At 64.6% G+C, this 25,061-nt stretch carries 29 protein-coding genes and 1 pseudogene; 28 read left to right on the top strand and 2 right to left on the bottom strand.

The features are described 5' to 3' along the window. Positions 1-48: 48 nt before the first annotated feature. Positions 49-1,122, bottom strand: coding sequence for a LacI family DNA-binding transcriptional regulator (locus APM_RS01210; RefSeq protein WP_039887454.1), 1,074 nt, complete (start codon positions 1,120-1,122; stop codon positions 49-51). A gap of 129 nt (positions 1,123-1,251) precedes the next feature. Here APM_RS01210 and APM_RS01205 point away from each other — a divergent pair, with 129 nt between their 5' ends. From APM_RS01205 to istA, 10 genes and pseudogenes are all read left to right on the top strand, one after another. Continuing rightward, positions 1,252-2,160, top strand: coding sequence for a sugar phosphate isomerase/epimerase family protein (locus APM_RS01205; protein ID WP_039887457.1), 909 nt, complete (start codon positions 1,252-1,254; stop codon positions 2,158-2,160). A gap of 1 nt (position 2,161) precedes the next feature. Further along, entirely contained in the window at positions 2,162-3,172 is a 1,011-nt protein-coding gene (locus tag APM_RS01200) for a Gfo/Idh/MocA family protein (protein ID WP_007421528.1), read from the top strand. An 8-nt stretch (positions 3,173-3,180) separates the two neighbouring features. Beyond that, complete coding sequence (locus tag APM_RS01195) at positions 3,181-3,969, top strand: TIM barrel protein (protein WP_007421527.1); 789 nt, start codon at positions 3,181-3,183, stop codon at positions 3,967-3,969. Positions 3,970-4,133: 164 nt separating this feature from the next. Continuing rightward, complete coding sequence (locus APM_RS01190; protein WP_039887452.1) at positions 4,134-5,096, top strand: sugar ABC transporter substrate-binding protein; 963 nt, start codon at positions 4,134-4,136, stop codon at positions 5,094-5,096. Between the two features lie 80 nt (positions 5,097-5,176). Beyond that, entirely contained in the window at positions 5,177-6,244 is a 1,068-nt protein-coding gene (locus tag APM_RS01185; RefSeq protein ID WP_007421525.1) for an ABC transporter permease, read from the top strand. Position 6,245: 1 nt separating this feature from the next. Further along, positions 6,246-7,049 carry an ATP-binding cassette domain-containing protein gene (locus APM_RS01180; RefSeq protein WP_007421524.1) on the top strand — a complete coding sequence of 268 codons (804 nt, stop codon included), beginning with the start codon at positions 6,246-6,248 and terminating at the stop codon, positions 7,047-7,049. Positions 7,050-7,117: 68 nt separating this feature from the next. Then, positions 7,118-9,028 carry a 5-dehydro-2-deoxygluconokinase gene (gene iolC, locus APM_RS01175; protein WP_007421523.1) on the top strand — a complete coding sequence of 637 codons (1,911 nt, stop codon included), beginning with the start codon at positions 7,118-7,120 and terminating at the stop codon, positions 9,026-9,028. Further along, positions 9,025-10,863, top strand: coding sequence for a 3D-(3,5/4)-trihydroxycyclohexane-1,2-dione acylhydrolase (decyclizing) (gene iolD / locus APM_RS01170; RefSeq protein WP_007421522.1), 1,839 nt, complete (start codon positions 9,025-9,027; stop codon positions 10,861-10,863). The genes iolC and iolD overlap by 4 nt, the downstream gene beginning before the upstream one ends. Positions 10,864-10,894: 31 nt before the next feature. After that, the gene (gene iolB / locus APM_RS01165; protein WP_007421521.1) at positions 10,895-11,689 is read left to right on the top strand and encodes a 5-deoxy-glucuronate isomerase; all 795 of its coding nucleotides are present in this window, start codon (positions 10,895-10,897) and stop codon (positions 11,687-11,689) included. A 119-nt stretch (positions 11,690-11,808) separates the two neighbouring features. Then, positions 11,809-12,879, top strand: a pseudogene (istA, locus tag APM_RS01160) (IS21 family transposase); the annotation flags it as partial. Between the two features lie 79 nt (positions 12,880-12,958). On the opposite strand, the gene APM_RS01155 reads toward istA, so the two are convergent. Beyond that, complete coding sequence (locus tag APM_RS01155) at positions 12,959-13,765, bottom strand: phage integrase central domain-containing protein (RefSeq protein ID WP_007421520.1); 807 nt, start codon at positions 13,763-13,765, stop codon at positions 12,959-12,961. 499 nt (positions 13,766-14,264) lie between these two features. Here APM_RS01155 and APM_RS01150 point away from each other — a divergent pair, with 499 nt between their 5' ends. From APM_RS01150 to APM_RS01075, 18 genes are all read left to right on the top strand, one after another. After that, positions 14,265-15,497 (top strand): phage integrase central domain-containing protein, encoded by a 1,233-nt coding sequence (locus APM_RS01150; RefSeq protein WP_039887456.1) that lies wholly within the window; start codon positions 14,265-14,267, stop codon positions 15,495-15,497. A gap of 153 nt (positions 15,498-15,650) precedes the next feature. Next, complete coding sequence (locus APM_RS22900) at positions 15,651-15,785, top strand: hypothetical protein (RefSeq protein WP_256379462.1); 135 nt, start codon at positions 15,651-15,653, stop codon at positions 15,783-15,785. Further along, positions 15,782-16,198, top strand: coding sequence for a hypothetical protein (locus APM_RS01145; RefSeq protein ID WP_007421518.1), 417 nt, complete (start codon positions 15,782-15,784; stop codon positions 16,196-16,198). The genes APM_RS22900 and APM_RS01145 overlap by 4 nt, the downstream gene beginning before the upstream one ends. 154 nt (positions 16,199-16,352) lie before the next feature. Continuing rightward, positions 16,353-16,556 carry a hypothetical protein gene (locus tag APM_RS01140; RefSeq protein ID WP_039887447.1) on the top strand — a complete coding sequence of 68 codons (204 nt, stop codon included), beginning with the start codon at positions 16,353-16,355 and terminating at the stop codon, positions 16,554-16,556. Then, positions 16,553-17,287, top strand: coding sequence for a hypothetical protein (locus tag APM_RS21280; protein WP_007421517.1), 735 nt, complete (start codon positions 16,553-16,555; stop codon positions 17,285-17,287). The genes APM_RS01140 and APM_RS21280 overlap by 4 nt, the downstream gene beginning before the upstream one ends. 53 nt (positions 17,288-17,340) lie before the next feature. Then, the gene (locus APM_RS01135; RefSeq protein ID WP_039887445.1) at positions 17,341-17,529 is read left to right on the top strand and encodes an AlpA family transcriptional regulator; all 189 of its coding nucleotides are present in this window, start codon (positions 17,341-17,343) and stop codon (positions 17,527-17,529) included. A gap of 136 nt (positions 17,530-17,665) precedes the next feature. Next, entirely contained in the window at positions 17,666-17,929 is a 264-nt protein-coding gene (locus tag APM_RS01130) for a hypothetical protein (protein ID WP_007421516.1), read from the top strand. Further along, positions 17,929-18,702, top strand: coding sequence for a bifunctional DNA primase/polymerase (locus APM_RS01125; protein ID WP_007421515.1), 774 nt, complete (start codon positions 17,929-17,931; stop codon positions 18,700-18,702). Before APM_RS01130 ends, APM_RS01125 begins: the two co-directional genes overlap by 1 nt. After that, positions 18,699-20,186 (top strand): YfjI family protein, encoded by a 1,488-nt coding sequence (locus tag APM_RS01120; RefSeq protein ID WP_007421514.1) that lies wholly within the window; start codon positions 18,699-18,701, stop codon positions 20,184-20,186. The genes APM_RS01125 and APM_RS01120 overlap by 4 nt, the downstream gene beginning before the upstream one ends. Next, entirely contained in the window at positions 20,183-20,656 is a 474-nt protein-coding gene (locus tag APM_RS01115) for a hypothetical protein (protein ID WP_138919140.1), read from the top strand. Before APM_RS01120 ends, APM_RS01115 begins: the two co-directional genes overlap by 4 nt. 297 nt (positions 20,657-20,953) lie before the next feature. Beyond that, entirely contained in the window at positions 20,954-21,412 is a 459-nt protein-coding gene (locus tag APM_RS01110; protein ID WP_007421512.1) for a hypothetical protein, read from the top strand. Further along, entirely contained in the window at positions 21,409-21,885 is a 477-nt protein-coding gene (locus APM_RS01105) for a hypothetical protein (RefSeq protein WP_007421511.1), read from the top strand. The genes APM_RS01110 and APM_RS01105 overlap by 4 nt, the downstream gene beginning before the upstream one ends. Then, positions 21,882-22,103, top strand: a complete 222-nt coding sequence (locus APM_RS01100; RefSeq protein WP_039887442.1) for a hypothetical protein — start codon at positions 21,882-21,884, stop codon at positions 22,101-22,103. Before APM_RS01105 ends, APM_RS01100 begins: the two co-directional genes overlap by 4 nt. Next, positions 22,100-22,288, top strand: a complete 189-nt coding sequence (locus APM_RS01095; protein ID WP_039887441.1) for a hypothetical protein — start codon at positions 22,100-22,102, stop codon at positions 22,286-22,288. Before APM_RS01100 ends, APM_RS01095 begins: the two co-directional genes overlap by 4 nt. Next, positions 22,285-22,548 (top strand): hypothetical protein, encoded by a 264-nt coding sequence (locus APM_RS01090; RefSeq protein ID WP_039887440.1) that lies wholly within the window; start codon positions 22,285-22,287, stop codon positions 22,546-22,548. The genes APM_RS01095 and APM_RS01090 overlap by 4 nt, the downstream gene beginning before the upstream one ends. Positions 22,549-22,818: 270 nt before the next feature. Then, positions 22,819-24,579 carry a hypothetical protein gene (locus APM_RS01085; RefSeq protein ID WP_007421510.1) on the top strand — a complete coding sequence of 587 codons (1,761 nt, stop codon included), beginning with the start codon at positions 22,819-22,821 and terminating at the stop codon, positions 24,577-24,579. Then, the gene (locus APM_RS01080) at positions 24,579-24,815 is read left to right on the top strand and encodes a hypothetical protein (protein ID WP_039887438.1); all 237 of its coding nucleotides are present in this window, start codon (positions 24,579-24,581) and stop codon (positions 24,813-24,815) included. Before APM_RS01085 ends, APM_RS01080 begins: the two co-directional genes overlap by 1 nt. Positions 24,816-24,819: 4 nt before the next feature. Continuing rightward, complete coding sequence (locus APM_RS01075; RefSeq protein WP_007421509.1) at positions 24,820-25,011, top strand: hypothetical protein; 192 nt, start codon at positions 24,820-24,822, stop codon at positions 25,009-25,011. Positions 25,012-25,061 lie beyond the last annotated feature (50 nt).

The raw sequence follows: 25,061 nt of genomic DNA, 5'->3' as shown, positions 1-25,061 counted from the left end.
AGACGGATTCATCATCAGCCCAACCGACCAAATTCCGGGACTAAACACCTAGTCCAACGACAACTGACTAGATTCCTCATAATTACGGGCGGGCAGATTCTCCCGGGTGTAAATTCGCAGTTCGGCATGCGACAGTGCCGGGGTGGAGGTGATCAGACCGCAGCGGTAAAGAAGGGTCTGCAAGCTACCTAGGGCCTGGCCACGCGGATTCTGATCAATCGCGTAATCCATTGTGCCGTCCTTGAGATAGATGATGTGATCGTCGGATAACTCGTGTCCGATCCAGAATGGACGCGGCATAGCCCCTTTCAGCGCATTCATGATGCCGATCGAGCCGGCGCCGGTATTGTAGACGCCGACAAGCGGCCCGAACGACAATGCCGCTCGCAGAGAACGCGCACAACGATCAGGGTCGTCGCGCGTATCCATTTCGATGATCTCGCAATGCAGGTGGGGAAAATCGCGCGATAGCGTCGTCTGGAAGCCTCCCATGCGCTCGACATGACCAGCCCAGTCGTGATGGGCACCGAGAACGGCGACCCGGCCACTCTGCCGGCAGCTGCGCCCGAGAAGATGGGCGGCAGTGGCGCCTGCCTGACGATTATCAATGCCAAGATAATCAGCTCCGGCGAGACCCGGCAGATCGGTCACGATCGTTACCACCTTCTGGCCGGCGGCCTGGATGGATTGGACCGCGGCACGGATCTCCGGTCGGTCCGGGACGGCGAGGATCATTCCTTGTCGTGCGTAGGACGTCTCGGAAATGAGGCGCACGAAGCTTGCGGTATCCTCTACGGCAAGGATGTGCCGGTGCATGGCGATGCCACGATCCAGCATGGCGATACCGTCGCGGAAAGCCGCCCGAAGGCGGACGAAAAATGGTGAGTCGTTCTTCGGCAGGATCAGGTCAAGATGCGTGATCGGCCTGTAGGCTTCTGGCAGATCCCGGCGCACACCCATCTCGCGCGCGACCCGGATCACCCGTTCGCGCGCGGCATCTGAAACTGACTCACGCTCGTTGAAGACCCGGTCCACTGTGGCAATGCTTACACCCGCCACCCGCGCAATGTCGGCAAGGCGGGCGCGCGTCCGTGTCTTGCGGGAAGCTTGGGCTCCAGTCATGCGCGAGAGTGCGCTGTTGACGAAAAATCGTCAACAGCGCACGCGGCGTGCCCGTTACAGAGCGCGTAAGAAGAGATGCCGGACCGCGCGGCAGGACTTGCCGAAGCGCTGCCGCAGGGAGGACATACGATGAAGATCGCACTTGATCCGTTCATGCACCGTCATCTTGGCCTGGAGGAACTGCCCTTCAGAGTGAAGGAAATCGGCTTCGACTGGATCGAACTTTCCCCGCGGGGAGATTTTCTGGAATGGTTCAAGGCGCCGCGGGTGTTTCCGGAACGGGTGCGGGGCTTCAGGCGGGCGCTGAAAGAGGCCGGTGTGGGGATCGCCTCGCTGCTGCCGATGTATCGCTGGGCGTCGAATGACGAGGACGAGCGCAAGGCCGCCGTGCGGCACTGGAAGCGCGCCATCGAGATCTGCCTCGAACTGGAAGTCGACACGATGAACTCGGAATTCGGCCGTGGCCCACACCCCGACAAGGGGTCCTGCTATTGTTGCCATACCGGCTCGATGATCGAGGCCTGCGAAGACTCCTGGTGGCGTTCGATGGAGGAACTTGTGCCAGTGTTCGAGCGGGAGGGTATCAACCTTCATGTCGAGCCGCATCCGGAGGACTGGGTGGAAACCCTTCAGCCGGCAGTGGACATCATCCGCACGGTCAATTCGCCGCGGGTGCGATTTCTTTACTGTGCGCCGCACACCTTCTACTTTGGCGACAATACAGCGGCAATGCTGCGCGAATGCGCGGATGTGCTGGCACATGTGCATGTCGGCGATACATTCAATCACCGGGCCAGTTCGGGCCTGCGCTACATCGTCAACCCTCCCGGTTCGGCTGTGCGGGTGCACCAGCATCTCGATATCGGTCAGGGAGAGGTGCCATGGGACGAGTTCTTCGGCACGCTCGCGGAAATTGGTTTCGACGGCATCATGACCGCCTGCGTCTTCGCCTGGGAGGAGCGGGCCGATGCCTCTGGTCGCTTCATGCGCGCCGAAATGCAGCGCTACATCGACAAATTCTGGAAACGGGAGCTCTGAGATGACCCTACGGATTGGTGTTATCGGGACCGGCGCGATCGGGCGCGACCACATGCGGCGGATCAACCAGACCTTGTCTGGCGCCAAGGTGACGGCCGTGTCGGATGTCAATATCGAAAGCGTCCGCACCGCGCGGGCGGATCTTGCGCCCGAGGCTGAGGTCGTTGGCTCCGGCGAGGAAGTGGCTGCATCTGCTGGCGTCGATGCCGTGGTGGTAACGTCGTGGGGCGCGACCCATGAACAATACGTCCTGGCCGCGATTGCGGCGGGCAAGCCGGTCTTCTGCGAGAAGCCACTGTCGACCACGGCGGCGGGCGCCGGGCGTATCGTCGAGGCCGAAACCGCCTTCGGCCGCCGCCTCGTGCAGGTGGGCTTCATGCGCCGCTACGATGCGGGCTACCGCATGCTAAAGGCGGTCGTCGAGAACGAGATCGGCCGGCCCCTGATGGTGCATGCAGCGCACCGCAATCCGTCCGTGCCGGAGCAGTATATCACGCCAATGGCGATCCAGGACACGCTGATCCACGAAATTGATGTCCTGCGCTGGCTTCTCGACGATGACTACGTCTCCGCGCAGGTCATCTTTCCACGTCGGACACGGCATGCACATGCGAGGGTCGAGGATCCACAGATCGTCCTCCTGGAAACCAAAAGTGGCATCCGGATCGATGTCGAGATCTTCGTCAACTGCCGCTACGGCTATGACATCCAGTGTCAGGTTGTGGGTGAGGAAGGTCTCGCCAGCCTGCCAGACCCAATGGCGGTCGTGATGCGCAAGGATGCAAAGTTGCAGAGCGCGATCATGACCGACTGGAAGGATCGATTCATCGACAGTTACGATCTCGAGTTGCAGGATTTCATCAAGGCGGCGGCGCGGGGAACCGCATCCGGCCCGACGGCCTGGGACGGATATGTCGCCGCGGTCTCCTCGGATGCCTGTGTAGAGGCGCAGAGCCGGCCTGGTTCGATCGTGCCGATTTCGCTGCCCGCGCGGCCTCCTCTTTACAACTGAGGTTTCTCATGCGCTTCGCACTCAATCACATTGCAACACCGAAACTTTCTCTTGCCGATTTCCTCGGCCTAGCGTGCCGCCTCGGGATGCCGGCGATCGAGATCCGCAACGACCTTCCGGATGTCGTCGGCACGATGCCGGCGGGCGCCGTCAGGGCTGCGGCCGTAGCATCCGGGGTCGATATTCTTTCGATCAATGCGCTTTACCCCTTCAATGTCTGGTCGGGGGACATGCCTGCGCGCGCGCTTGCACTTGCGGATTATGCGCAGACCTGTGGTGCGCGGGCGCTCGTCATGTGCCCGTTGAACGATGGCACGCCGGTGCCGCATGGCGATCTGGTCGCTGCCCTGCGCGAGTTGGTGCCGATCCTGCGCCAACATGGCATTACTGGTCTGGTCGAGCCGCTGGGCTTTCCTGTCTCATCGTTGCGGACGAAACGGGAGGCGATCGAGGCAATCAGGGAAGCCGGCGCCAGCGATGTCTGCAAGTTGGTGCACGACACATTCCATCATCACCTTGCCGGCGAGAGGGAATTTTTCCCGGAGTTCACTGGCCTTGTCCATATCTCGGGCGTCAGGGAAGCTGATCTGGCTTTGAACGACATGCTGGATGCTGACCGCGCGCTCGTCGATGAGATGGATCGTCTGAACAATATCGGTCAGCTCCGCGCCCTCGCGACCGGTGGCTATGCGGGCGCGGTGAGCATCGAGCCCTTCGCGCCTTCGGTGCATGATGATCCTGATCCGGAAGCGGCGCTCCGCGCCAGCTTTGCTCATGTCGCTCAGGGGGTAGCTTGAGGTGCTTTGCCGCGTCGCGCGCTGATCGCGAAATTTTTTTTATCAACTGGCAAGTATTTGCTTGACGCAGGCGTGGCTGAGTGATTTTTTGCATAAACAATAAAGTTGCAAAAATATTTGCGGGCATAGCATGGTGCGGCCTGCGTGAGAGGGAGGGTATGAGGATGAGGACGATCGGGACGGGTATGCTTGCGGGCCTGCTGGGTGGTGTAGCGGTTGGCTGTGTTTCGCTGGCGGGGATGACGGGGACGGCGGCGGCGAAGGCGCCGGAATACACGTTTGCGATGATCACGCACGCGCAGCCTGGGGACACGTTCTGGGACATCATTCGCAAGGGTGCGGAGGCGGCGGCGAAGAAGGATCATGTGAAGCTGGTCTATCTGAACAACCCGAATGCCTCGGGCGAGGCGCAGCTGATCACGAACGTGACGCAGCAGCATGTGGACGGGATCGCGGCGACTCTCGCCTTCCCGGACGCCGAGGATCCCGCGCTGGCGCAGGCGGAGAAGGCGGGAATTCCGGTCGTCGGCTTCAATGCGGGCACGAGTGAGTGGAAGAAGGCCGGCATGATGATGTATGTCGGCCAGGACGAGACGATCGCCGGCGAGGCGGTGGGTGATCGTCTCAATGAGCTTGGCGCGAAGAGCGTGGTCTGTGTCGACCAGCAACAGGGCGCGATCCAGCTCGAGGCGCGCTGCGACGGCATCAAGAAGACGTTCAAGGGCAAGATGTCGGTGCTGTATGTGAACGGCTACGACATGGCCGGCGCGCAGTCGCGGATTGTCGCGAAGCTGCAGCAGGATCGTGACATCGACTATGTGGTGACGCTGGGTGCGCCGTTTGCGCCGACGGCGATCCAGGCTGTGAAGATGGCTAACAGCAAGGCGAAGGTTGCAACCTTCGACCTCAATCCCCAGGCCGTGCACCTGATCCAGGAAGGCAAGCTGCAATTCGCGGTGGATCAGCAGCCTTACGTGCAGGGCTACGAGGCCGTCGATTTCCTCTGGCTCTACAAGACGAATGGCGACGTGGTCGGGGGCGGCAAGCCGGTGTTGACCGGCCCAACCTTCGTGACGTCGAAGAATATCGCGGCGGTCGCGAAGTTCGCGAAGCGCGGCACCCGCTGATCCTGGCCCGATCCTGAGGCTTCCCGCCGGCTGGCGCCGATGATGGCGCCAGCCGTGAGAAGCGCCGAGCGGGAGGAGAGATGACGATCATGACCAATGGCACGATGACCGGGAACGATGCGCCGCGCACTGCGCACCCGCAGCTGGTTCAGCAGGCGTTCTGGCGGAAGACCCTAAAGCGACCGGAGGCCGGCGCGCTGGGCGGAGCCATACTGGTCTTTGTTCTGTTCTTCGTGGTGGCGCCGCCGTTCCGGCAGGTGGATGCGTTCACGACGGTGCTGTATCAGTCAGCGACGATCGGGATTCCGGCGGTTGCGGTTTCGCTGCTGATGATCGGCGGCGAGTTCGACCTGACGGCGGGTGTCGCGGTGACGACGTCGTCGCTGGCAGCGTCGATGTTCGCGACGAAGGTGGCTGGCAATATGTGGGCAGGGATCGTGTTCGCGCTGCTGGTTTCATTGGCGATCGGCGCGCTGAATGGCTACCTGCTGATCCGCACGCGGCTGCACAGCTTCCTGGTCACGCTGTCCACCTTCCTGATGCTGCAGGGGCTGAACATCGCGCTCACCAAGCTGGTGACCGGCAATGTCGCGACCGGGGACATCAGCCATGTGCCCGGCTTTGCCTCGGCACACGCGATCTTCGCGTCGACCTTCCGGATTGGCGGCGCTGATGTCAGCATCGCGATCCTCTACTGGTTCCTGTTCATCCTGGTGGCGACCTGGGTGCTGCTGCGCACGCGCTTCGGCAACTGGATCTTCGCGGTGGGCGGCAGCGACGAGAGCGCGCGGGCCGTGGGCGTGCCGGTGCGGCGGATGAAGATCGCGCTGTTCATGCTGGTGGGCTTCAGCGCCTGGTTTCTCGGCATGCACATGCTGTTCGAATACAACGAGGTGCAGTCGGGCGCCGGTGTCGGCAACGAACTGCTCTACATCGCCGCGGCGGTGGTGGGCGGCTGCCTGATGACCGGAGGCTATGGCTCGGCGATCGGCTCGGGCTTCGGGGCGTTCATCTTCGGGATGACGACGGAAGGGGTGATCTATGCCGACTGGGATCCCGACTGGTTCATGTTCTTCGTCGGCGCGACGCTGCTGACGGCGACGGTGGTCAACACCTGGCTGCGTCTGCGGGCGAGCGGAGGGAAGTGAGATGAGCGAGAGATCCGCGCCGATCATCCAGCTCACCGATATCGGCAAGAGCTATGGCAATATCAGCGCGCTGCGCGGCGTCAGCATGACGGTGCGCAGCGGTGAGGTCACCTGCGTGCTGGGCGACAACGGTGCGGGCAAGTCGACGTTGATCAGCATCATCGCCGGGCTGCGCGAGCACAGCACGGGCACCTACGCGGTGGATGGCGAGGCGGTGACGTTCGGCTCCCCGCGCGAGGCGCTGGATCGCGGCATCTCGGCGGTCTACCAGACACTGGCGCTGGTGCCGCTGCTGCCGATCTGGCGGAACTTCTTTCTCGGGTCCGAACTGACCATCGGGCGTGGTCCGTTCCGCCGGCTCGACATCGCCTCGATGTGGGAGATCACCGACCGCGAACTGCGCCGGATGGGCATCCATGTCGCCGATCTCGACCAGCCTGTGGGCACGCTCTCGGGCGGGCAGCGGCAGGTGGTGGCGATCGCGCGGGCGATCCATTTCGGCGCACGGGTGCTGATCCTCGACGAGCCGACCGCGGCCCTCGGCGTCGCCCAGTCCGGCCTCGTGCTGCGCTACATTGCCCAGGCCGCCCGCGAACACGGCACCGGCGTCATCTTCATCACCCACAATCCGCACCACGCCTACATGGTCGGCGACCATTTCATCATCCTCGCCCGCGGCGAGGTCGAGCTCGACGCTGCCCGCGACGGCCTCACCCTCGAAAACCTCATGTTCCACATGGCTGGCGGTGCCGGGCTCAACGCGCTCCAGCACGAACTCAACAGACCCCAGCCACAAGGCGCCTGATCGTGCCGGCAGCAACTCAGCAGACCCTGAACGATGGCGAAACGACCCGGCTTGCGGCGAGTAGGCGTATGAAGGCGCTCGACGTGATCACGATCGGCCGCTCCTCGGTCGATCTGTATGGCGCCCAGGTCGGCGGGCGGCTCGAGGATATGCGTTCTTTCGACAAATATATCGGCGGTTCGCCGACAAACATCGCCTGCGGCGCGGCGCGTCTGGGGCTGCGATCAGCGGTGATCACCAGGGTCGGCGACGAGCACATGGGCCGCTTCATCCGCGAACAACTGTCCCGCGAGGGCGTGGATGTGCGCGGCGTCGTCACCGATCCCGTGCGGCTGACCGCCCTCGTGCTGCTGGGCATCCGCGATGAAGACCAGTTTCCGCTGATCTTCTACCGTGAGAACTGCGCGGACATGGCCCTCTGCGAGGACGATATCAACGAGGGATTCATCGCCGAGGCGCGCTCGGTGTTGGCAACCGGGACACATCTCAGTCATCCCCGTACCGAGGCTGCGGTGTTGAAGGCGCTGCGGCTCGCGCGGGCGCATGGCGCGCGAACCGCCCTCGATATCGACTACCGCCCCAATCTCTGGGGGGTGGCCGGGCATGGCGCGGGCGAGAGCCGCTATGTCGAAAGCGAGGCGGTAACCGCGAAATTGCAGATGACGCTGGAGTTGTTCGACCTGATTGTCGGCACCGAGGAGGAGTTCCATATCGCCGGCGGCTCGCCTGACACGCTGACGGCGTTACGGGCGGTGCGCGCGCTGACCGGGGCGACCCTGATCTGCAAGCGCGGTGCGAGAGGGGCGGTGGCCTTCGCAGGTCCGATCCCGGCTAGGATTGAGGATGGCGAGACCGGGCCTGGCTTTCCTATCGAGGTGTTCAATGTTCTCGGCGCCGGCGACGGCTTTTTCGCCGGCCTGCTGAAGGGGTGGCTCGATGACGAAACCTGGCCGAAGGCTCTGGAATACGCCAATGCCTGCGGCGCCTTCGCGGTTTCGCGCCATGGCTGTACGCCATCTTATCCTTCGCTTGAGGAACTGACATTTTTTCTCCGGCGCGGTGTCCGTGAACCCGCTCTCCGGCATGACGCCGAACTTGAACGGCTTCATTGGTCGACCACCCGGCCGCACGGCGTCGCGGATTACCGGATCTTTGCTTTCGACCATCGCGCCCAGTTCGAGGAGATGGACGGTTATACGGCGCAGAAAGGCGGTGCCTTCAAGCGGCTTTGCCTGGAAGCGGCGCTCTCGGTGCAGGCCGGCCGGCCCGGCTACGGCATCCTGTGCGATGAACGGATCGGCCGACGCGCGCTGCACGCGGCCTCCGGCTCGGGGCTGTGGATCGGTCGGCCCTGCGAGTGGCCCGGCTCGCGCCCACTCGCCTTCGAGCCCGCGCTCGGCAGTGATTGCGGCGGCCTGTCCGAGTGGCCGAAGGAAAACATCGTCAAGGTTCTCTGCTTCTGCCACCCGGACGACGATGCGGCCATGTGGGCAACCCAGGACGCGGCGGTGCGGCGGTTGTTCGAGGCCGCGCGCCGCAATGACCTGGAATTCCTCCTGGAAATCATTCCCTCCAAGGTCGGCCCGGTGAATGATGGCACCACCGCGGCGCTGATCCGCCGCTTCTACGCCGCCGGGATCTATCCCGACTGGTGGAAGCTCGAACCGATGGCGAGCCTGGCCGCCTGGGAGGCCGCCTGCACCGCGATCGAGACGCATGATCGCCACGCGCGCGGCATCGTGGTACTCGGCCTTGATGCGCCGGAAGCCGATCTCGCGTCGAGCTTCGCGGTCGCGGCGGGCTTTTCCCTGGTGAAGGGGTTCGCTGTAGGGCGCACCATCTTTGCCGGAGTGGCGCGCGCCTGGCTCACGGGCGAGATGGATGACGGCACGGCGGTGACCGAGATGGCGCGCCGCTTCGCGAGGCTTTGCGCGATCTGGGACGATGCGCGGACCCAGGCACGGGAGAAGGCGGCATGAGCAACACGATCAGGCTGACGGCGGCGCAGGCCATGGTGCGCTGGCTCGCCGTGCAGATGACCGAGGAGGGTGAACGCTTCATCGAGGGCGTCTGGGCAATCTTCGGCCATGGCAACGTGGCGGGGCTGGGCGAGGCGCTGCACGGCATCGGTGATCGCCTGCCGACCTGGCGCGGCCAGAACGAGCAGACCATGGCTCATGCCGCCATCGCCTATGCCAAGACGAAGGCACGCCGCCGGGCGATGGCTGTTACATCGTCGATCGGGCCGGGTGCGACCAACATGGTCACCGCGGCAGCGCTCGCCCATGTCAACCGCCTGCCCGTCCTCTTCATTCCCGGCGACGTCTTCGCCAACCGCCGCCCCGATCCGGTCTTGCAGCAGATCGAGGATTTCGATGACGGCACTGTCAGCGCCAATGACTGCTTCCGTCCGGTCAGCCGCTATTTCGACCGGATCGCACGGCCAGAACACCTGCTCACCGCCCTGCCGCGCGCGTTGCGCGTGATGACCGATCCGGCGAATTGCGGCCCGGTCTGCCTCGCTTTCTGCCAGGACGTGCAGGCCGAGGCCTACGACTATCCCGAAACCTTCTTCGCCCCCCGGACCTGGCGCATTCGTCGCCCCGAACCCGATCCGCGCGAAGTCGCGGATGTCGCTGCCCTGCTGCGCGCGGCGCGCCGGCCGGTGATCGTCGCCGGCGGCGGGGTGATCCACTCGGGCGCGGAGGAACGCCTCGCCACGTTTGCCGCCCAGCACAACATCCCCCTCGTCGAGACCCAGGCGGGCAAGGGCGCCGTGTCCTGGCAGGACGAACGGAATTTCGGCTCCCCCGGCGTGACCGGCTCGGACTGCGCCAACCGGCTCTGCGCCGAGGCCGACCTGGTTCTCGGCGTCGGCACCCGCTTCCAGGATTTCACCACGGGAAGCTGGACGGTGTTTGCCAATCCGGCGCGGCGCCTCGTCTCGATCAACCTGGCCGGCTACGACGCGAACAAGCACGGCGCGACAGGGATCGTCGGCGATGCGCGGGCGACGCTGGACGCGCTGTCGCTGGCGCTGACGGAACACCGCGCGCCCGATTTCGACGCGGAAGCCCGCCGCGCCTGGCATGCGAAAGTCGCCGCCGTCACCGCGCCGCCCGCAGAGGTCCATCGCAACGCGCTGCCAACCGACGCGCAGGTGATCGGCGCCGTGCAGCGCGCGACAACCGAGCGGAGCATCGTGATGTGCGCGGCCGGCACCATGCCCGGCGCGCTGCAGGTGCTCTGGCAGGCGTCGCCGGGCGGCTATCACATGGAATACGGCTATTCCTGCATGGGTTACGAAGTCGCCGGCGCGATGGGCGTCAAACTGGCCGCGCCCGACCGCGAGGTGATCTGCTTCGTCGGCGACGGTTCCTACATGATGGCGAATTCGGAACTCGCCACCGCGGTGATGCGGCGGGTGCCCTTCACCGTCGTGCTGACCGACAATCGCGGCTATGGCTGCATCAACCGGTTGCAGGCCGAATGCGGCGGTGCCGCCTTCAACAATCTCTACGAGGACTGCAATGTCGAGGTTCAGCCCGAGATCGATTTTGTCGCCCATGCCGCCGCGATGGGGGCTCACGCCGAGAAGGTTACGGATATCGCGGCGCTCGAGGCCGGCATCGCGGCGGCGCGTGGCCGCGCCGTCCCGTCTGTCCTGGTGATCGATACCGATCCCGCTCCCGGCACAGGCGCCGGCGGCCACTGGTGGGATGTTGCCGTACCGCAGGCGGGCGGCCCCGAGCGACTTGAACAGGCGCGGGCGCGCTACAGCCGCAACGCGGCCGCCCAGCGTGTCGCCGACTGACCCGAACCGTCCCGAGAACAGGATTTCCCGGATGCCCGACCTGCTGCGCAAACCCTTCGGCACTCACGGCAAGGTGCACGATATCACCCCCGCCGCGGCCGGCTGGCGGCATGTCGGCTTCGGGCTCTACCGCCTGCGCGCCGGCGAGTTCGCCGCGGAGGCGACCGGCGGCAACGAGGTGATCCTCGTGATGGTCGAGGGGAAGGCGTCGATCCGCGCTGCCGGGCGGGATTGGGGCGTGCTTGGCGAGCGGATGAGTGTCTTCGAGAAATCCCCGCCGCACAGTCTCTATGTGCCGAACGGCGCGGAATGGGCGCTCGTAGCCGAAACGGACTGCATCGTCGCGGTCTGTTCGGCGCCGGGCAGGGGCGGGCACGCGGCGCGGCGGATCGGGCCGGAGGGCATCGTCCTGACCGCCCGCGGCGAGGGCACCAATACGCGCCACATCAACAATATCGCGATGGAAGCCGAGGACTACTGCGATGCGTTGCTGGTTACCGAGGTCTTCACGCCGGCCGGCCACTGGTCGAGCTATCCTAGCCACCGGCACGACGAGGACGATGATCCGCGCATCACCTATCTCGAGGAAACCTACTACCATCGCCTGAACCCGGCGTCGGGCTTCGGCGTCCAGCGGGTCTACACCGATGATCGCGCGCTCGACCAGACGATGGCGGTCTCGGACGGCGATGTCGTCCTGGTCCCGCGTGGCCATCATCCCTGTGCGGCACCGTATGGCATCGAGATGTATTACCTCAACGTGATGGCCGGGCCGCTCAGGAAATGGCGTTTCCTGCCGGACCCTGAATTGGGTATCGCTAAGTAGTGTACGCGGCGGTGGAAAAGTAGGCCATGTAGCGGCGGCATAATGCTGCCGCGTGGCGGGGCAAAAGCCGGCCACTTTTAGAGTTGCCTCTTTCCGAATGGAGGGAGAGGCTGCCGGGGATGTATTCAGTAGAGGTTTATGCGGCGGTTCGGCAATTTGTGGTTGTCGAGGGGCGGAGCCGGCGGGAGGCTGCGCGTGTCTTTGATCTGAACCGGGAGACGGTGGCGAAGATCTGCCGGTTCTCTGTGCCTCCAGGGTATCGGCGTGAGCAGCCTCCTGCGAAGCCGAAGCTTGGGCCGTTCATCCTCGTGATCGACGCGATCCTGGAGGCTGATCGGGCGGCGCCGGTGAAGCAGCGTCACACGGCGCAGCGGATATTTGAGCGTCTGCGCGATGAGCACGGCTATACGGGCAGCTCCACCGTGGTGAAGGATTACGTCCGGCCGGCACGGCTACGCGAGGCATTCGTGCCGCTGTCTCATCCGCCAGGGCATGCGCAGGTAGATTTTGGCCAGTGCATCGGCTTCATCGGCGGTGTGGGGACGGTGATGCACGTCTTCTGCATGGACCTGCCGCACTCGGATGCCCCGTTCGTGAAGGCATATCCGGCGGAGACGACGGAAGCGTTTCTGGACGGCCACGTGTCGGCCTTTGCCTTCTTTGGCGGGGTGCCGCTGTCGATCCTCTACGACAACACGAAGCTGGCGGTGGCACGGATTCTTGGCGATGGCCAACGGACGCGGACGCGCGCCTTCACGGAGTTGATCAGCCACTACCTGTTCAGGGACCGGTTTGGCCGCCCTGGCAAAGGTAACGACAAGGGGAAAGTCGAGGGGCTGGTGAAGTATACGCAGCGGCGCTTCATGACGCCGCTGCCGCATGCGGTGAGCTTCGATGCCCTGAACGCGGCGCTGGAAGCACGCTGTCTGGCGCGGCAGGATGAGCATGCCGGACGCCATGAAGAGACGATTGGCGAGCGGTTGCTGCGCGACCTCGCGGCATTGAGGGTGTTGCCGGCGGGACCGTTCGAGCCCTGCGAGAAGAAGCCGGCGCGGGTCTCGTCGACGGCGCTGGTCCGCTATCGGATGAACGACTACTCGGTGCCGGCGACCTATGCCTTCCGGGACGTATTGGTCAAAGGTTTCGTCGATCGGGTGCTGGTCGTGGCCGGGGCTGAGGTCATCGCCCGGTCAGCCGGGAACCGCTCGTTCATGATCGAGGAAAATGTTGCCCGCCAGCCATGCGGCACCTTGTGGGCGTCCTTCATCTTCATCCGTGGGCGGGGATCAGCCAGAGCGGTTCGTCTCCCTCCAGCCCCTCGAACTCGGTCCACCGTGTGCCGTGCACCTCTCCGGGTCGGACATGGGTGAGGGCGAGGAACCCCATCGCCAGCCGGGTCACCGGGTGCGCAGGGATCGCCTCGCAGGCTGCCAGCGCCTCCCGGGCTTCCTCCAGCGTGACCACGGCCGGTTGCCGCCCCTTGGTCATCGGCGCCATGGCATTCTGGATCACCGCCGCAGGGTCGGTGGTTGCGAGCCCGAGCCCCATCGCAAACAGGAAGATCGCCGACATCCGCTGGCGGACCCGGCGCGCGGTCTCCAGCGCCGGGCGCGCTTCGATTCGCCGGATGACGTCGAGGACCATCGGTGGCGTGATCTCCGCGACGTCGACAGTGCCGAGGAGGGGAAAAACCATCTGCTCGAGGCTGATCATCACGTCCGCCGTGTGGCGCTCGGTCCAGCGGGACTTGTTCAGCGTATGCAAGTCGCTTGCGACCTTCTCGAACTTGCGGTCGTCATTGGCCGCCTGGGCGCGCAGCTGCTTGCGCACCAGCGAGGGATCGCGACCAGCGCGCAGGCCTGCCCGGGCCTCGTCGCGCGCATCCCGCGCTGCGGAGAGCATCACCTCGGAGTAGGGGCCGATGCTGAGCAATTTCTCCTTGCCGCCGATCTTGTAGCGGAAGCGCCAGAGCTTTCCTCCAGCCGGCGTGACCAGCAGGTACAAACCATAGGAATCAAACATCTTGTATGGCTTGTCTCGGATCTGTGCCTTGCGGATGGCGATGTCGGTGAGCATACCCCTGCTTCCTGTCCCATACCCCGCATCCGACCCCAGGGCGCCCCGGGATTGAGGGGTATTTCGTGAGACGGATTAGGACACCGTCACGGAGGAAAGTGAAGAGATTTCAGGTGGTTGAGACTGATTGAGATCGCGTGAAAAGCGAAACTGGCGGAGGGGATGTCCGCCTTACCTTGTGATCCAGCCTTAGAGAAACCCCGATATAGCCCCAGCATTAGAGCCGAAGATTGCCCTATAACGTCCATTGACGTCCTAGGACGTGCGGGATTATGGTGTATCCATGAAGGCCCGAGCATGTAGCCGGGCGGTTCGACGGAGAGCCTCGCATGATGACCCCAGCGACCACGGCACATAGACCCCCTGCGGTTTCTGCGGTTTCTGCGGTTCCTGAGAGCCGAACCAATGAAATCAATGGCTTAGGTGCCATGAAAAACCGCAGAGGGCTTGCGGTTCGGTTGCGGTTTTCTGCGGTTTTGTGCGGTTCGGGGTGCTGACGATGCCCAAAACCGTCTCAAAACGCTTGAATGCCCTCGCAATTACGAACGCGACCCGCGAGGGAAACCTGCATGACGGTGGCGGGCTGTATCTGCGGGTGCGTGCTGACGGCTCGAAGTCCTGGGCATTCCGCTACACGATGGCCGGGCGAAAGCATTGGATGAGCCTCGGGCCGCTCCGGGATGTATCCCTGAGTGAAGCCCGCGAGCAGGCCCGCCAGCTACGCAATCAGGTTCGAGACGGCTTCGATCCGCTCGCCCAGCGCCGCGAGCGCCAGCATTTCGCCGCCGAGCAGACTGCCAGAACATTCGATGCCGTCGCCGCTGCCTACGTCGAGGCGCATCGAGCCGAGTGGAAGAACGCCAAGCATCGGCAGCAGTGGGAGAACACACTCGCCAGCTACGCCTCCCCCATAATCGGCAAGCGGCCGGTTTCAGAAATCAGCCTTCTCGACGTCCGCCGGGTGCTTGACCCGATCTGGGCCGAAAAGCCGGAGACGGCGAGCCGGCTGCGCGGCCGCGTCGAGGCCGTGCTGGCATACGCGACGGTTCACGGCTGGCGCAGCGGCGACAACCCGGCCCGCTGGCAGGGGTTCCTCGACCAAGTATACGCACCGAAAACAAAGGTGCGGGCGGTAAGGCACCATCCGGCCCTCGACTACCACGAAATGCCGGCTTTCATGGCCGAGCTGCGCGAGCGTGAAGCCGCCTCGGCGCGGTGCCTGGAGTTCGCCATCCTGACGGCTACGCGCTCCGGCGAGGCGCGCGGCGCCCGATGGGAAGAGATCGACTTCGACGCTGCCCTCTGGATCATCCCGAAGGAGCGCATGAAGATGAAACGCGAGCACCGCGTGCCGCTCTCCCCGCGTGCCGTCGAGATATTGCGCGAGATGGCAGGCCGCTCTCCCCGCCGGGATGGGCTGATCTTCCCCGGCGGCGCGCCTGGCAAGCCGATGACCGACGTTGCGCTTGCCAAGGCCGTTGCCGTGCTGCGGCCGGGCTTCACGGCGCATGGCATGCGGTCATCGTTTAGAGACTGGGCCGCTGAGATGACCAGCTTTCCGCGCGAGATCGCCGAGGTTGCGCTGGCGCACGTCAACAAGGATCGAACCGAAGCGGCGTATCAGCGCGGAGATCTTCTCGCGAAGCGCCGGCAGCTTATGGAAGCCTGGGCGAACTACTGCGCCGGGCTGGCTGAGGAATCCGAAAAGGTGGTGGCGATGCGCCGCGCCTGACGGAACCGTGCCGGCCGGATGCCGGCGAACCGGGAGTGGCGACGGGTGCTGACACACCCGCCGCCGATGATCCCGATAATGGGTGCGAGAACCATGAGACGAGATCGAATAAACCATACCACGAATCCGGCTACGAATGACAATCGGCCCCGCGTGCTGGTCTTGGACGTGGCCCGCCGTGCCGAAGCTGCCGCCCGCGATCTGGCGGCGATGGCGACGACCGCCAGCGAGCGGCGCCTCGTCGGCCTCATCCTCGAGGGCGCGATGGCGCGGGCCGGCTTGTCATGAACCGGCGCCGCACCCTCAAGGCCGCGGTGGCTGGCGCTGCCGCCGCCATTGCCGCCCCTGCCGTGGCATATGCCGCCGGCAACCCGGATGCGCGGTTCATCGCCGATTGCGACGAGTTCGTTGCCCTCCAACAAGCCGAGTTGCGGGCGTTCGAGGCCATCAAAGATGACGATGAACGCAATATCTTCCTCACGAAGCCTCGCGCCCGGCAGACGGCCCTGATCGATTCAATTTGGGCGACGGATCAGATCAATACGCCGGAAGGCGCGCGGGCGGCTGCCCGCGTGATCCTGGCGTGGTCCGACCGAACATCCGATGGCAAGTTTATGCCCGACAATCTTGAAGATGCCGTTGCGTTGACGCTCGCCAGCTACCTGACCGGCGGCGTCGATCCGATGGCGGGGATAGTATGAACACGACAACGACGCGACCCACCCCGGTCAAGGGTGCGGCACCCTACCGCGACAAATACGGCGACCCGATCCCCTGCCCGATACCTGGGCCGTGCCCGTGCGCCGATCCCTGCCGCAGAATACGGGAGATGATCGAGAACGGGCAGATAAAGTCATGACCCGCGCCCGTAAGCCCGGCCCGAACGCCACGCTGCGCGAGGCCCTGATCTACGTGCTCCGGCACCCTGGGATCTGGCCCGGCTTCGCTGCGCTGCTGGTGCGGCATGTGGCCGGCAAGGTGCGGTTCCATCTCCTGTGCTGGCGGGCCGGCTATCGCGTTTCGACGGTGCGGCGGCTGGCGCGGGAGGAAGGCCGGTGACGGAAAACAAGAAAGGCGGGGAGCAATCCCCGCCGGAGGCCGTTGTAATCGATAGCACCAACCGGCCGCCCCGACGCCCTGGCGCGCGCTACGTAACTCCCGAATGGATAGACGCGACGCTCCGGCTGCATTTCAAGAAAGGGCATAACAGTGGCGTCTACTTGCCGCCCCCGTATGTGTGGACCATTCTTGCGGCTCGCATCAACATTTACGTCAATCAGCCTCCGAACAATCATCAAGTCGGGCGGCTAGTTCACGGCGTGGGGAAGATGCAGGAAGAACGGAAGATTCTGGACGCAGCCGCTAGAATTTTGGAACGCGACCGCGACCGCTTCCCCGACACTGAGGCGTTTGCCGAACATCGTCGCCAATGGGCGACAGCCATCTCTGTCCTAAGATACCCGCGAGGCGCCGTCGATAATCCGCATGACCAGCTTGCGCGCCCAGTTCACCCGCAACAGTCGATTCGCGGCTGGACATACGTGGCCCGCGAGGTGCTGCCGGATTTGGTTGTGTTTTCCGTTCGAGGCCATGCGACGGTTAGAGCAACACCGGGAAACGGCATCATGAAAACCCTTATGGATATTCTACAAATTATCTATTTCGATGAAAAGCTGCCGTCAATCGCTACGGTTTGTAAGGCAGTATCAAAGGATATAGAAAAGTACAAGGTAATTGCAAAAACTCCCCCCTATGATCGCGAAACTTGGGAGAGTTTGCTGCAACCATAATTTTGATTGGGCAGTCCGGGGTTATCCGCAACGCTTCAATTGGAGCCACACAGATGACCGCAGACTCAAAAATTCTCTATCGTCCCCGCGAGGCGCAGGCCGCGCTGGGCGTCAAGCACTCCAAATTCTGGGAACTGGTGAAGGCTGGGACGTTCGACGTTCGCAAGCTGGGCCGCAGCACCTTCATAACCGCCGAATCGCTCCGCCGGTTCGCTGAGAACCTGCCGAAAGCAGCGGCCTGATCCCAATGCAAACCGCCCCGAAAACCTACTGGCTCCGGAGCGGCGCGGAAATCTTTGGATCGCTTGGCGGCGATACAAAGATAGAGGCGTCGGCGACTCGGTGCAAGCGGTTTGTGGGGCAGAAAGGATGCCCTAAATGGTTGACCGTAAAGGCGCTGCCGACCGGCAGCACGACCGACTCATCGACGACATTGAAACCCGTTCCCGCCGCCGCACTCTGACCATTGAGATGCCCGAGGCTGATCTGCGCCGCGCTGCTCGCTCGCTCGCCAGCCGGGCGGACTGGATCATGGCTAAGCGCGAGCGCGACAGCGTGCTCCGCGCGCAAGCCGACATCGAGGCCCGCCATTGCCGCCGCATCGCCGAGGCGCTGGCCGGGCTGATCCGGGAGGGCAACTAATGGCCTCGATCCTGGACACCGCGCTCGACCTCGCCGCCGCCGGCCGCGCCGTTTTCCCCGTAGGCAACGATAAGGCTCCGCGCTGCCCGCGCGGACACCTTGCCGCCTCGACCGATCCCACCACGATCCGCGCCCTGCATTGCGATTACGGATTCGTCCTGATCGGCATTGCGACCGGCGAACGCTCCGGCATCTCCGCGCTCGACGTAGACAACAAGCCTGGCGGACTCGAATGGTTCGCCGCGAACCGCCACAAGCTGCCGGCGACCCGGACACACCGCACACGCTCGGGCGGACTGCACCTGTGGTTCAAGCACCGCGCCGGGTTGCGCTCCAGCGTCGCCACCATCGCCCCCGGCATCGACGTGCGGGCCGATGCCGGATCGTGCATCTGGTGGCCCGCCGCCGGCCTCCCTGTCCTGTCCGCTGGCCCGCTCGCCGACTGGCCCGACTGGCTGGTGCCGCCGCCGAAACCGGGCTGGACGCCGCCCCCTGCCGCGCCGTGGGTAGGGAACGACCGCCGCGCCCGCGCCTATGCCGAGGCCGCGCTACGGCGCGCAATCGAGCGTGTCGCCGGCGCCGCGCCTGGCACCCGCAACGCGACACTGAATTCCGAGACGTATGGCTTGTTGCGCCTCACCTCGACCGGCGGCCTTTCAGCCGGCGAGGTGGCCGAGGCAATGGCGCACGCCGCCATCGTCGCCGGCCTCGAACGGCGCGAAATCGAGGCGACGCTGAAAAGCGCACTATCGGCGCGCGAAGGTGCAGCATGAACCATTTCAACGCTGAGCAGATCGCGCGCGATGCCGCCGCGAAGGCGAGCACGCCCCCTGAGTTGAAACGCCCGCTCCGCCGCGAAACGCCGCCGCCTGAGCCGTATCCGATGGCCGCGCTGCTCGCCCTGCGGCCGCCCGTTGAAGCCATCCAGCGCCGCACACAGGCGCCGGGCGCGCTCTGCGCTGCTTCCGTGCTCGCGGCAGCCGGCTTCGCTGCTGGGATTCACTACGATGTCGAGATCCCCAGCGTCGGCAATCGCCCGCTGGTGACGGCCTTTCTCACTATCGCTCAATCCGGCGAGCGGAAGACGAGCGTTGACCTGCTCGCCAGCCTGCCAATCCGCCGCGCCGAGGCCGCGCTCGCTGCTCAATACGAAGCGGATCAAGCGGCGTTCGGCCGCGATAAGGAAGCGTTCGACGCCGCCCGCGTTGAGGCGCGGAAGGCTGCCAAGGACGGCCGCGCCGCCGCAGAGCGGGCGCTGGCCGATGTCGGATCAGAACCGAAGGCGCCGGCCCCGCCGATGCTCACGGCCGAGGAAGGCACGATCGAGGGCTTAATCAACCTCCTGACGCTGAGGCCCTACGCCGCGATCTTCTCGGCCGAGGGCGGCATGTTCCTCGGCGGTCACGCCATGAGCGAAGATGCAGCCGTCCGGACTATGACGACGATCAACACCCTTTGGGACGGCTCGCCGATCAAACGGCTTCGTGCCGGCAAATCGACGTTCGCCCAAGGGCGCCGTGCGTCGCTCTCGCTCGCGGTTCAGCGTTCCGTCGCCAGCATCCTGCTAGGCAACGCCAGCGCGAGAGACAACGGCTTGCTTGCCCGGATGCTGATTTCGGAACCGGAGACGACTATCGGCACCCGCATGTGGCGGGAACGGGAACCCGACTTTGACCAGCTGCTCGATGACTACAACGACCGTCTCGGCGATCTGTTGGCACTCTCGCCCCGCCGGCTTGACGGTTCCGATGGGCTGGACCCCGAGCCGATCCCGTTTCACGCAGCGGCAGAGCGGCGCCTGATCCAGTTTCACGATGCAACCGAACGCGACCTGGCGGACGGCCGGCGCTATGCCTCAATCCGCGGGTTTGGCGCGAAGATGGTTGAGCACGCTTGCCGCCTCTCGGGCATCCTCGCCGCCTATGCCGGGAAGGACGTCATCGACGCCGAAGCGTTCGATGCCGGCGCCGCACTGGCAACATGGTATGCCGGCGAGCAGTTGAGACTCGGCGAGACGGTTGCACCTGATCCCGAACTCGATGCGGCGCAGGAACTGCTCGCATGGTGGCAGTCCCAGCCTGATCCGCGCCTTTACCTCACTGCGCTTTACAAGTCCGGGCCGAACCGGCTGCGGCAGGCTGCCGACGCGAAGCGGGCCGTCGCTATCCTAGAAGATCACGGCTGGATCGAGCGACTACCGACCGGAACGGTGCTCGACGGCAGCCCTCGCCGCGACGCATGGGGGCTGATCCCATGATGCAGGTTCGCACCCGCGCGGAGTTCGGCCGCGTCATCGAGGTTGCCGCTCGCATCGTTCCGTGGCGGCTGCCGCTCTACGCAGCCGCCGCAGATGGGCTGATCCAGTTGGTCGAGGTCACGCCTGGCGCCGGGCTTCCGAAGGCGCTGGACCGGGCAGCGCGGCCGCTGGTCATCCTTGTGGGCGACGATGGGGATGCGCCAGTAGGGCCGGGTGGCTGGCGCTGCACGCCACGGCTGCGGCGGATGGCTCGCAGCGCCGTGATCCACGCGACGGGCGGTGAACCGCTGCATTATCGAAACGCAGTCAATGCCGCTGTATCGGGCGCGGCGCCGCTAGCCCTGATCGAGACGATTCCAGAACACGCCGAAGCGTGGCGTGCAGTATTCGGGAAGCGGCCTCAAATATTGATCCTCCCACCCCGCGGCGACCATCACCCCCGCGTCACACCGGCCCGGCCGACGCACTGACGGCATACCGGCGCCCATAAACGTATCCAAGACGGGCGCCATATTTCCATCCGCCGCACATAAACAAGTCTATTACTGGAACGGAGTAGCGATATCGGCGGAAACTGCGTCCGCCGTATATCGTCGGGATGGCACCTCTGGCGCAATCGGGCGCCCGGTTCCGCATCAGCGCAGATTAAATAATCGTCATATGGAATGCCGATCTATTCGCTGCGGTATTTTGTAGTTCGCTGGAATACATGCCGATACTATTGATTTTTATTGGTTTTTCATTGGTTTTCATTGTATTTATGAGAAATGGCAAAGCAGTCTATTACCATTTCACTTGACCGCGAATTGCTCGACCGGATCGACGCTGCCGCATCGGCCATCAGCACGTCGCGTAGCTTTGCGGTCGCAGTGCTTGTCCGGCGCGGTTTCGAGAACGCTTCGGACGATGGCGCGGCGGATCGGGCGGCATCGGCCCCGCCTGGTTCGCCGCTGCCCGCCCGCGCGCTCATCATCGAAATCAACCTCGACGCACCAACCCCCCACGTCGCCATCGCCGAGACAATTCAGGAAGCCGCCGCCCTCGCCCGCGAACGCGGACTTCGCTGGGCAGCCGCTGGCCGCCCGCACGAACTGGCCGGCCTGGTGCCGCCGCTCGAAGCCCGCGCCAGCATCTGCGCCAGCATCGACCTCGCCGGCGCACTGGCAACGGCGCCGAACTGGCATCGATGCCCGCCCCAACTGATCCGCGAAGGACTCGCCGCATGACCCGATCAACCGCAATAGCAATTCAGGAACTTATGACCGGCGAGGCGGTGAAGTCTCACCTTGCCGACGTGTCAGACCGGGCCGCGAAGATCAAAGGCGAAGCCGCCTGGCAGTCCGAACTCGCAGAATTGTGCCGGGCGCAGGCCGAGGAAATCGACCGCCTTAACCTCGCCCTCGCCGATGCCGCGCGCGTGCCGCCTCGCCGCCCGCTGCTCGCGACCGGAAGCATCGCCACCCGCCCGAATGGCTCTGCAACGACGCTGACGACGGTGATCGACGACCACGGCACGATCTGGCTGCTTCGCGACGGCGGCGCAGGATACGAGACCTGGACCCGCCTGCCAGACCTGCCCGTGCCATCAGAAATCGCCCGCACCCTCGAAACGGAAACCGAACGCGAGGCCCGCGAAGCCGAGGAAGCCGAGGAAGCCGAACGCGCCGAGCGCGACCGGATTAACGGGGTGCGGCGATGACCAGTGACGCCGCCGCCCTCGACCGTGAAATCCGCCGCCTGATGGCAAGGCGGAATGAGATGGACCGCGATGCCCGGATTGCCGCCGAGGGGAGGCTCGAAGCCCGGACCAGCACGGAACTCGGGAAACAGGTGACGCGGTTCTACGGAGACAGTGCCGCTGCCTGGGCACCGTTCATGCCGCCCGTTCGCAACAAAATCACAGGTTTCGACCGATGACCGGCACCGCCGCCGACGCGCTCCATGCGTTGCTCACCGACCTCCGCGAAGCCGCCTGGCGGGGCGATGCCGAGGCGCAGCGTCAATTCGTTAATATCGGCGCGCGCCGCGACGCGACAGCAACGGACACTCTGGCGGAGATCGACCGGATGGTTGCCGCCGGCGTTTGGAGACAGGGTAGATGACAACTTTTCCCCGCAAATATGCGCCGTCATTTCAGGTTACGACGCTCGCGGCGAGACTGCCCGCCGCCTTGGCCGACCTCGACCCCCTCGACTTCACCTCGGGCACGCTCCCGCCGGCACGCTGGACCGCCACGCGCGGCGAAAGCGAACTAGCGTTCCGCGCCCGCATCACCGCCGACCTCGCCGCATCCGGGCCGCATGGCGCGCTGGTGCATGTGTATGAGAATGGCGACACCTGGACCCGGCGAGGGGCTGCATGACGGGGCATCATGGCAAAGGGCGGGGCCAAGGCCCGGCCAGCCGCACCCATAGCGACAAGCCGAGGGAACCGCTGGTCATCACCCCAGAGAAGCAGCGTGAGCGCGCCCTCAAACGCTGGGCCGATCACCGCGAACGGATGGCGCAGGGGCCAGAGGCTGTTGAGGCACATCGGCGCGCTGTGGCGCTCCGGAAGATGAGAAAAGAAATCAAGGCGGAAAGGCACGCTGTCCGAGCGCGTTTGCCATCGCCCGCGTGTTCAGGAGGCCAGCATGGCAGTTAAGAGCATCATCGACGTTGACGTTAACGACGAGGCTTTCAAGCGGTTTGAGGCCCTGTTTTCTCAATACGAGGCAAAGGTCAAAGACCTTCCCGGCGAATGGAAAAAGGTTGACGAGGCGATTGCCGGAGCGGGCAAGCGGTTTGCCAGCGCGAACGGGCCGACAAGCGCCATGCTGGCCGGCATGGCCGCCTCGGCAGGCGTGATCGCGGAATCGATCCACAAGGCGACCAAGGCGCAACGCGACTTCCAATCGGCAACGCGCCAGAGCCACAACGCCATGAGAGACCTCGGCGCGGCCGCCGGGAAGGTTTCCCATACGATCTTCGGCCTCGGCAAGTGGATGCTGAAATTCGGCACGATGGGCGGCGCGCTGGCAGGCGTTGGCGGCGCAATTGGGCTGGATGACCTGGCCGGATCGGCGCTGAGCCGGCAGCGCAGCGCGCGCGGCATCGGCATGACGCCGGGGCAGGCGGCGGCGTTCAGCACCTATTTCAGCCAGTTCGGGAACGCCGATGCGGTGGCAGCCAATGTCGCGAATGCCCGCAACGACATAACGAAGCGGTGGGTCTTTTCCGGCATCGGCATCAGCCAGAGCGAATTGCAGCACGATAGCAACTTCAAGCTGAGCATCGACGTTGAGAAGAAGATGCAGGCGGCGTTGAAAAAGATGCCCCGTGCCGACTGGCAGAATATCGCCCGAGCGCGCGGCTTCGACCTGATCGCCTCGACGGACGAGATGCGCCGCTGGCGGCATACGTCCATCGACCGGATGAACGCCGCCGGAGCCGGGGCGAGATCGAGCGTGAACGCCCTCGGGTTCAGCAACACGACCGCCCGTGAATGGTCGAGCCTGCAAATCCAGATGCACAAGGCCCGCGTCGAGATCGAAAGCAGTTTGATTACCGGCCTGCACCGCTTGGCGCCGGAATTGACGAAGGTTTCAGGCGACATTGCCCGGTGGATTTCGGCCTTCGCCAAGGGGCCGGAGATGGGCAAGTGGGTCACGGACGCCGAGCACGGCTTGCAAGTGTTCACCAAATACCTCGGCTCACCTCAGTTCCAAAAGAACCTGTTGCAGTTTCAGCACGACATGGGAACCGCGGCATCCGAAATGCTGGCGATCGCCAAAGACCTGTATCCTTATGCGAAGGCTGCCGGGTGGGTGGCGAAGGGCGCGGAGGATATCTGGAATGCTAACCCACTTGGCCTAAACAAAATAACGCCGGAACAAGCGTATCGGGCCGTGCGGCGATCCGTCGGAATGGGCGACAACAATCCCGGCGACATTATGCACAAAAACCAGTTTGGCCGGTGGGTGAACAACCGATACGCGACCACGACGCAGGGCATTCAGGCGATGGATGCGCTGCTGAAGCGGTATCCGAAAGAGCACCACGCGAACACGCTGGCGAGCATCATTCCGATCTGGAACGGCCACGGGAAAAACGACCCGGAATACATCCGCCGCGTCTCGCGCTGGTCAGGCATCGGACCCGATCAGCCGCTCGACATGAACAACAAGGCGCAGATGGCGAAGGTCATCGCGGCCATGAGCCGCGAGGAAGGCACGCATCCGGTTACGCGGGAGCAGGCCGCCGTTGCCTTGGGCGCGCAGCCGGGGCTACCGGCGAGCGTCAATCGGCTGGTGGACACGCTGCGGCGCCAGAAGCCGGCGCGACCGCAGCATGTCACCATTCGGAACCAGACCTCGGCGCGGGTGGCGTTGCAGGCAAACGCGGCGTCCTACTGATGGACAAGATCGCAAAGGCTCCCTCGGGGCGGCTGGCTGCGAAATTCGCGGCAGGGGGCGGCGAGGATACCGCCGCGCTCGCCCGGCGCACGTTGCGGGCCGAACTGATCCTCGCCCGCGCCCGGTTCTACGCCGCGACCAAGGCGGTTGACGCCGCCCTCAAGCTGGACACCGACCAGATGGCCGAGGCCGCGCGCCCGCTGGTGAACGCTGCACGGCTACTGCCCGATGCCTGAGCCGATGACCGACGCTGAGATAGCCGAACTGCGCCGCGTAGCCGAAAGCCCGCTTGTGCGGCCATCGGAGCGTATCGAGGCCCGGCGCAAGCTGGTGGAGATGGGCGCCATACCGGGCCGGCGGCTGTTCGGGGACGACAAGCGCCGCGCCCTATACGCCGCCCGCGAGATGCTGCGGGAGATGGGCTTCGAGTAGAGCGCGCCGAAGCACAACGCTCCGTCAGGAGAAGCGTTACATAAAAATTA

Origin of the sequence: Acidiphilium sp. PM, from assembly GCF_000219295.1 — a bacterium.
GTDB classification, from domain to species: Bacteria; Pseudomonadota; Alphaproteobacteria; order Acetobacterales; family Acetobacteraceae; genus Acidiphilium; species Acidiphilium multivorum.
The sequence above is the reverse complement of the archived record's forward strand: the minus strand, read 5'-3'. Positions and strand labels throughout refer to the sequence as shown.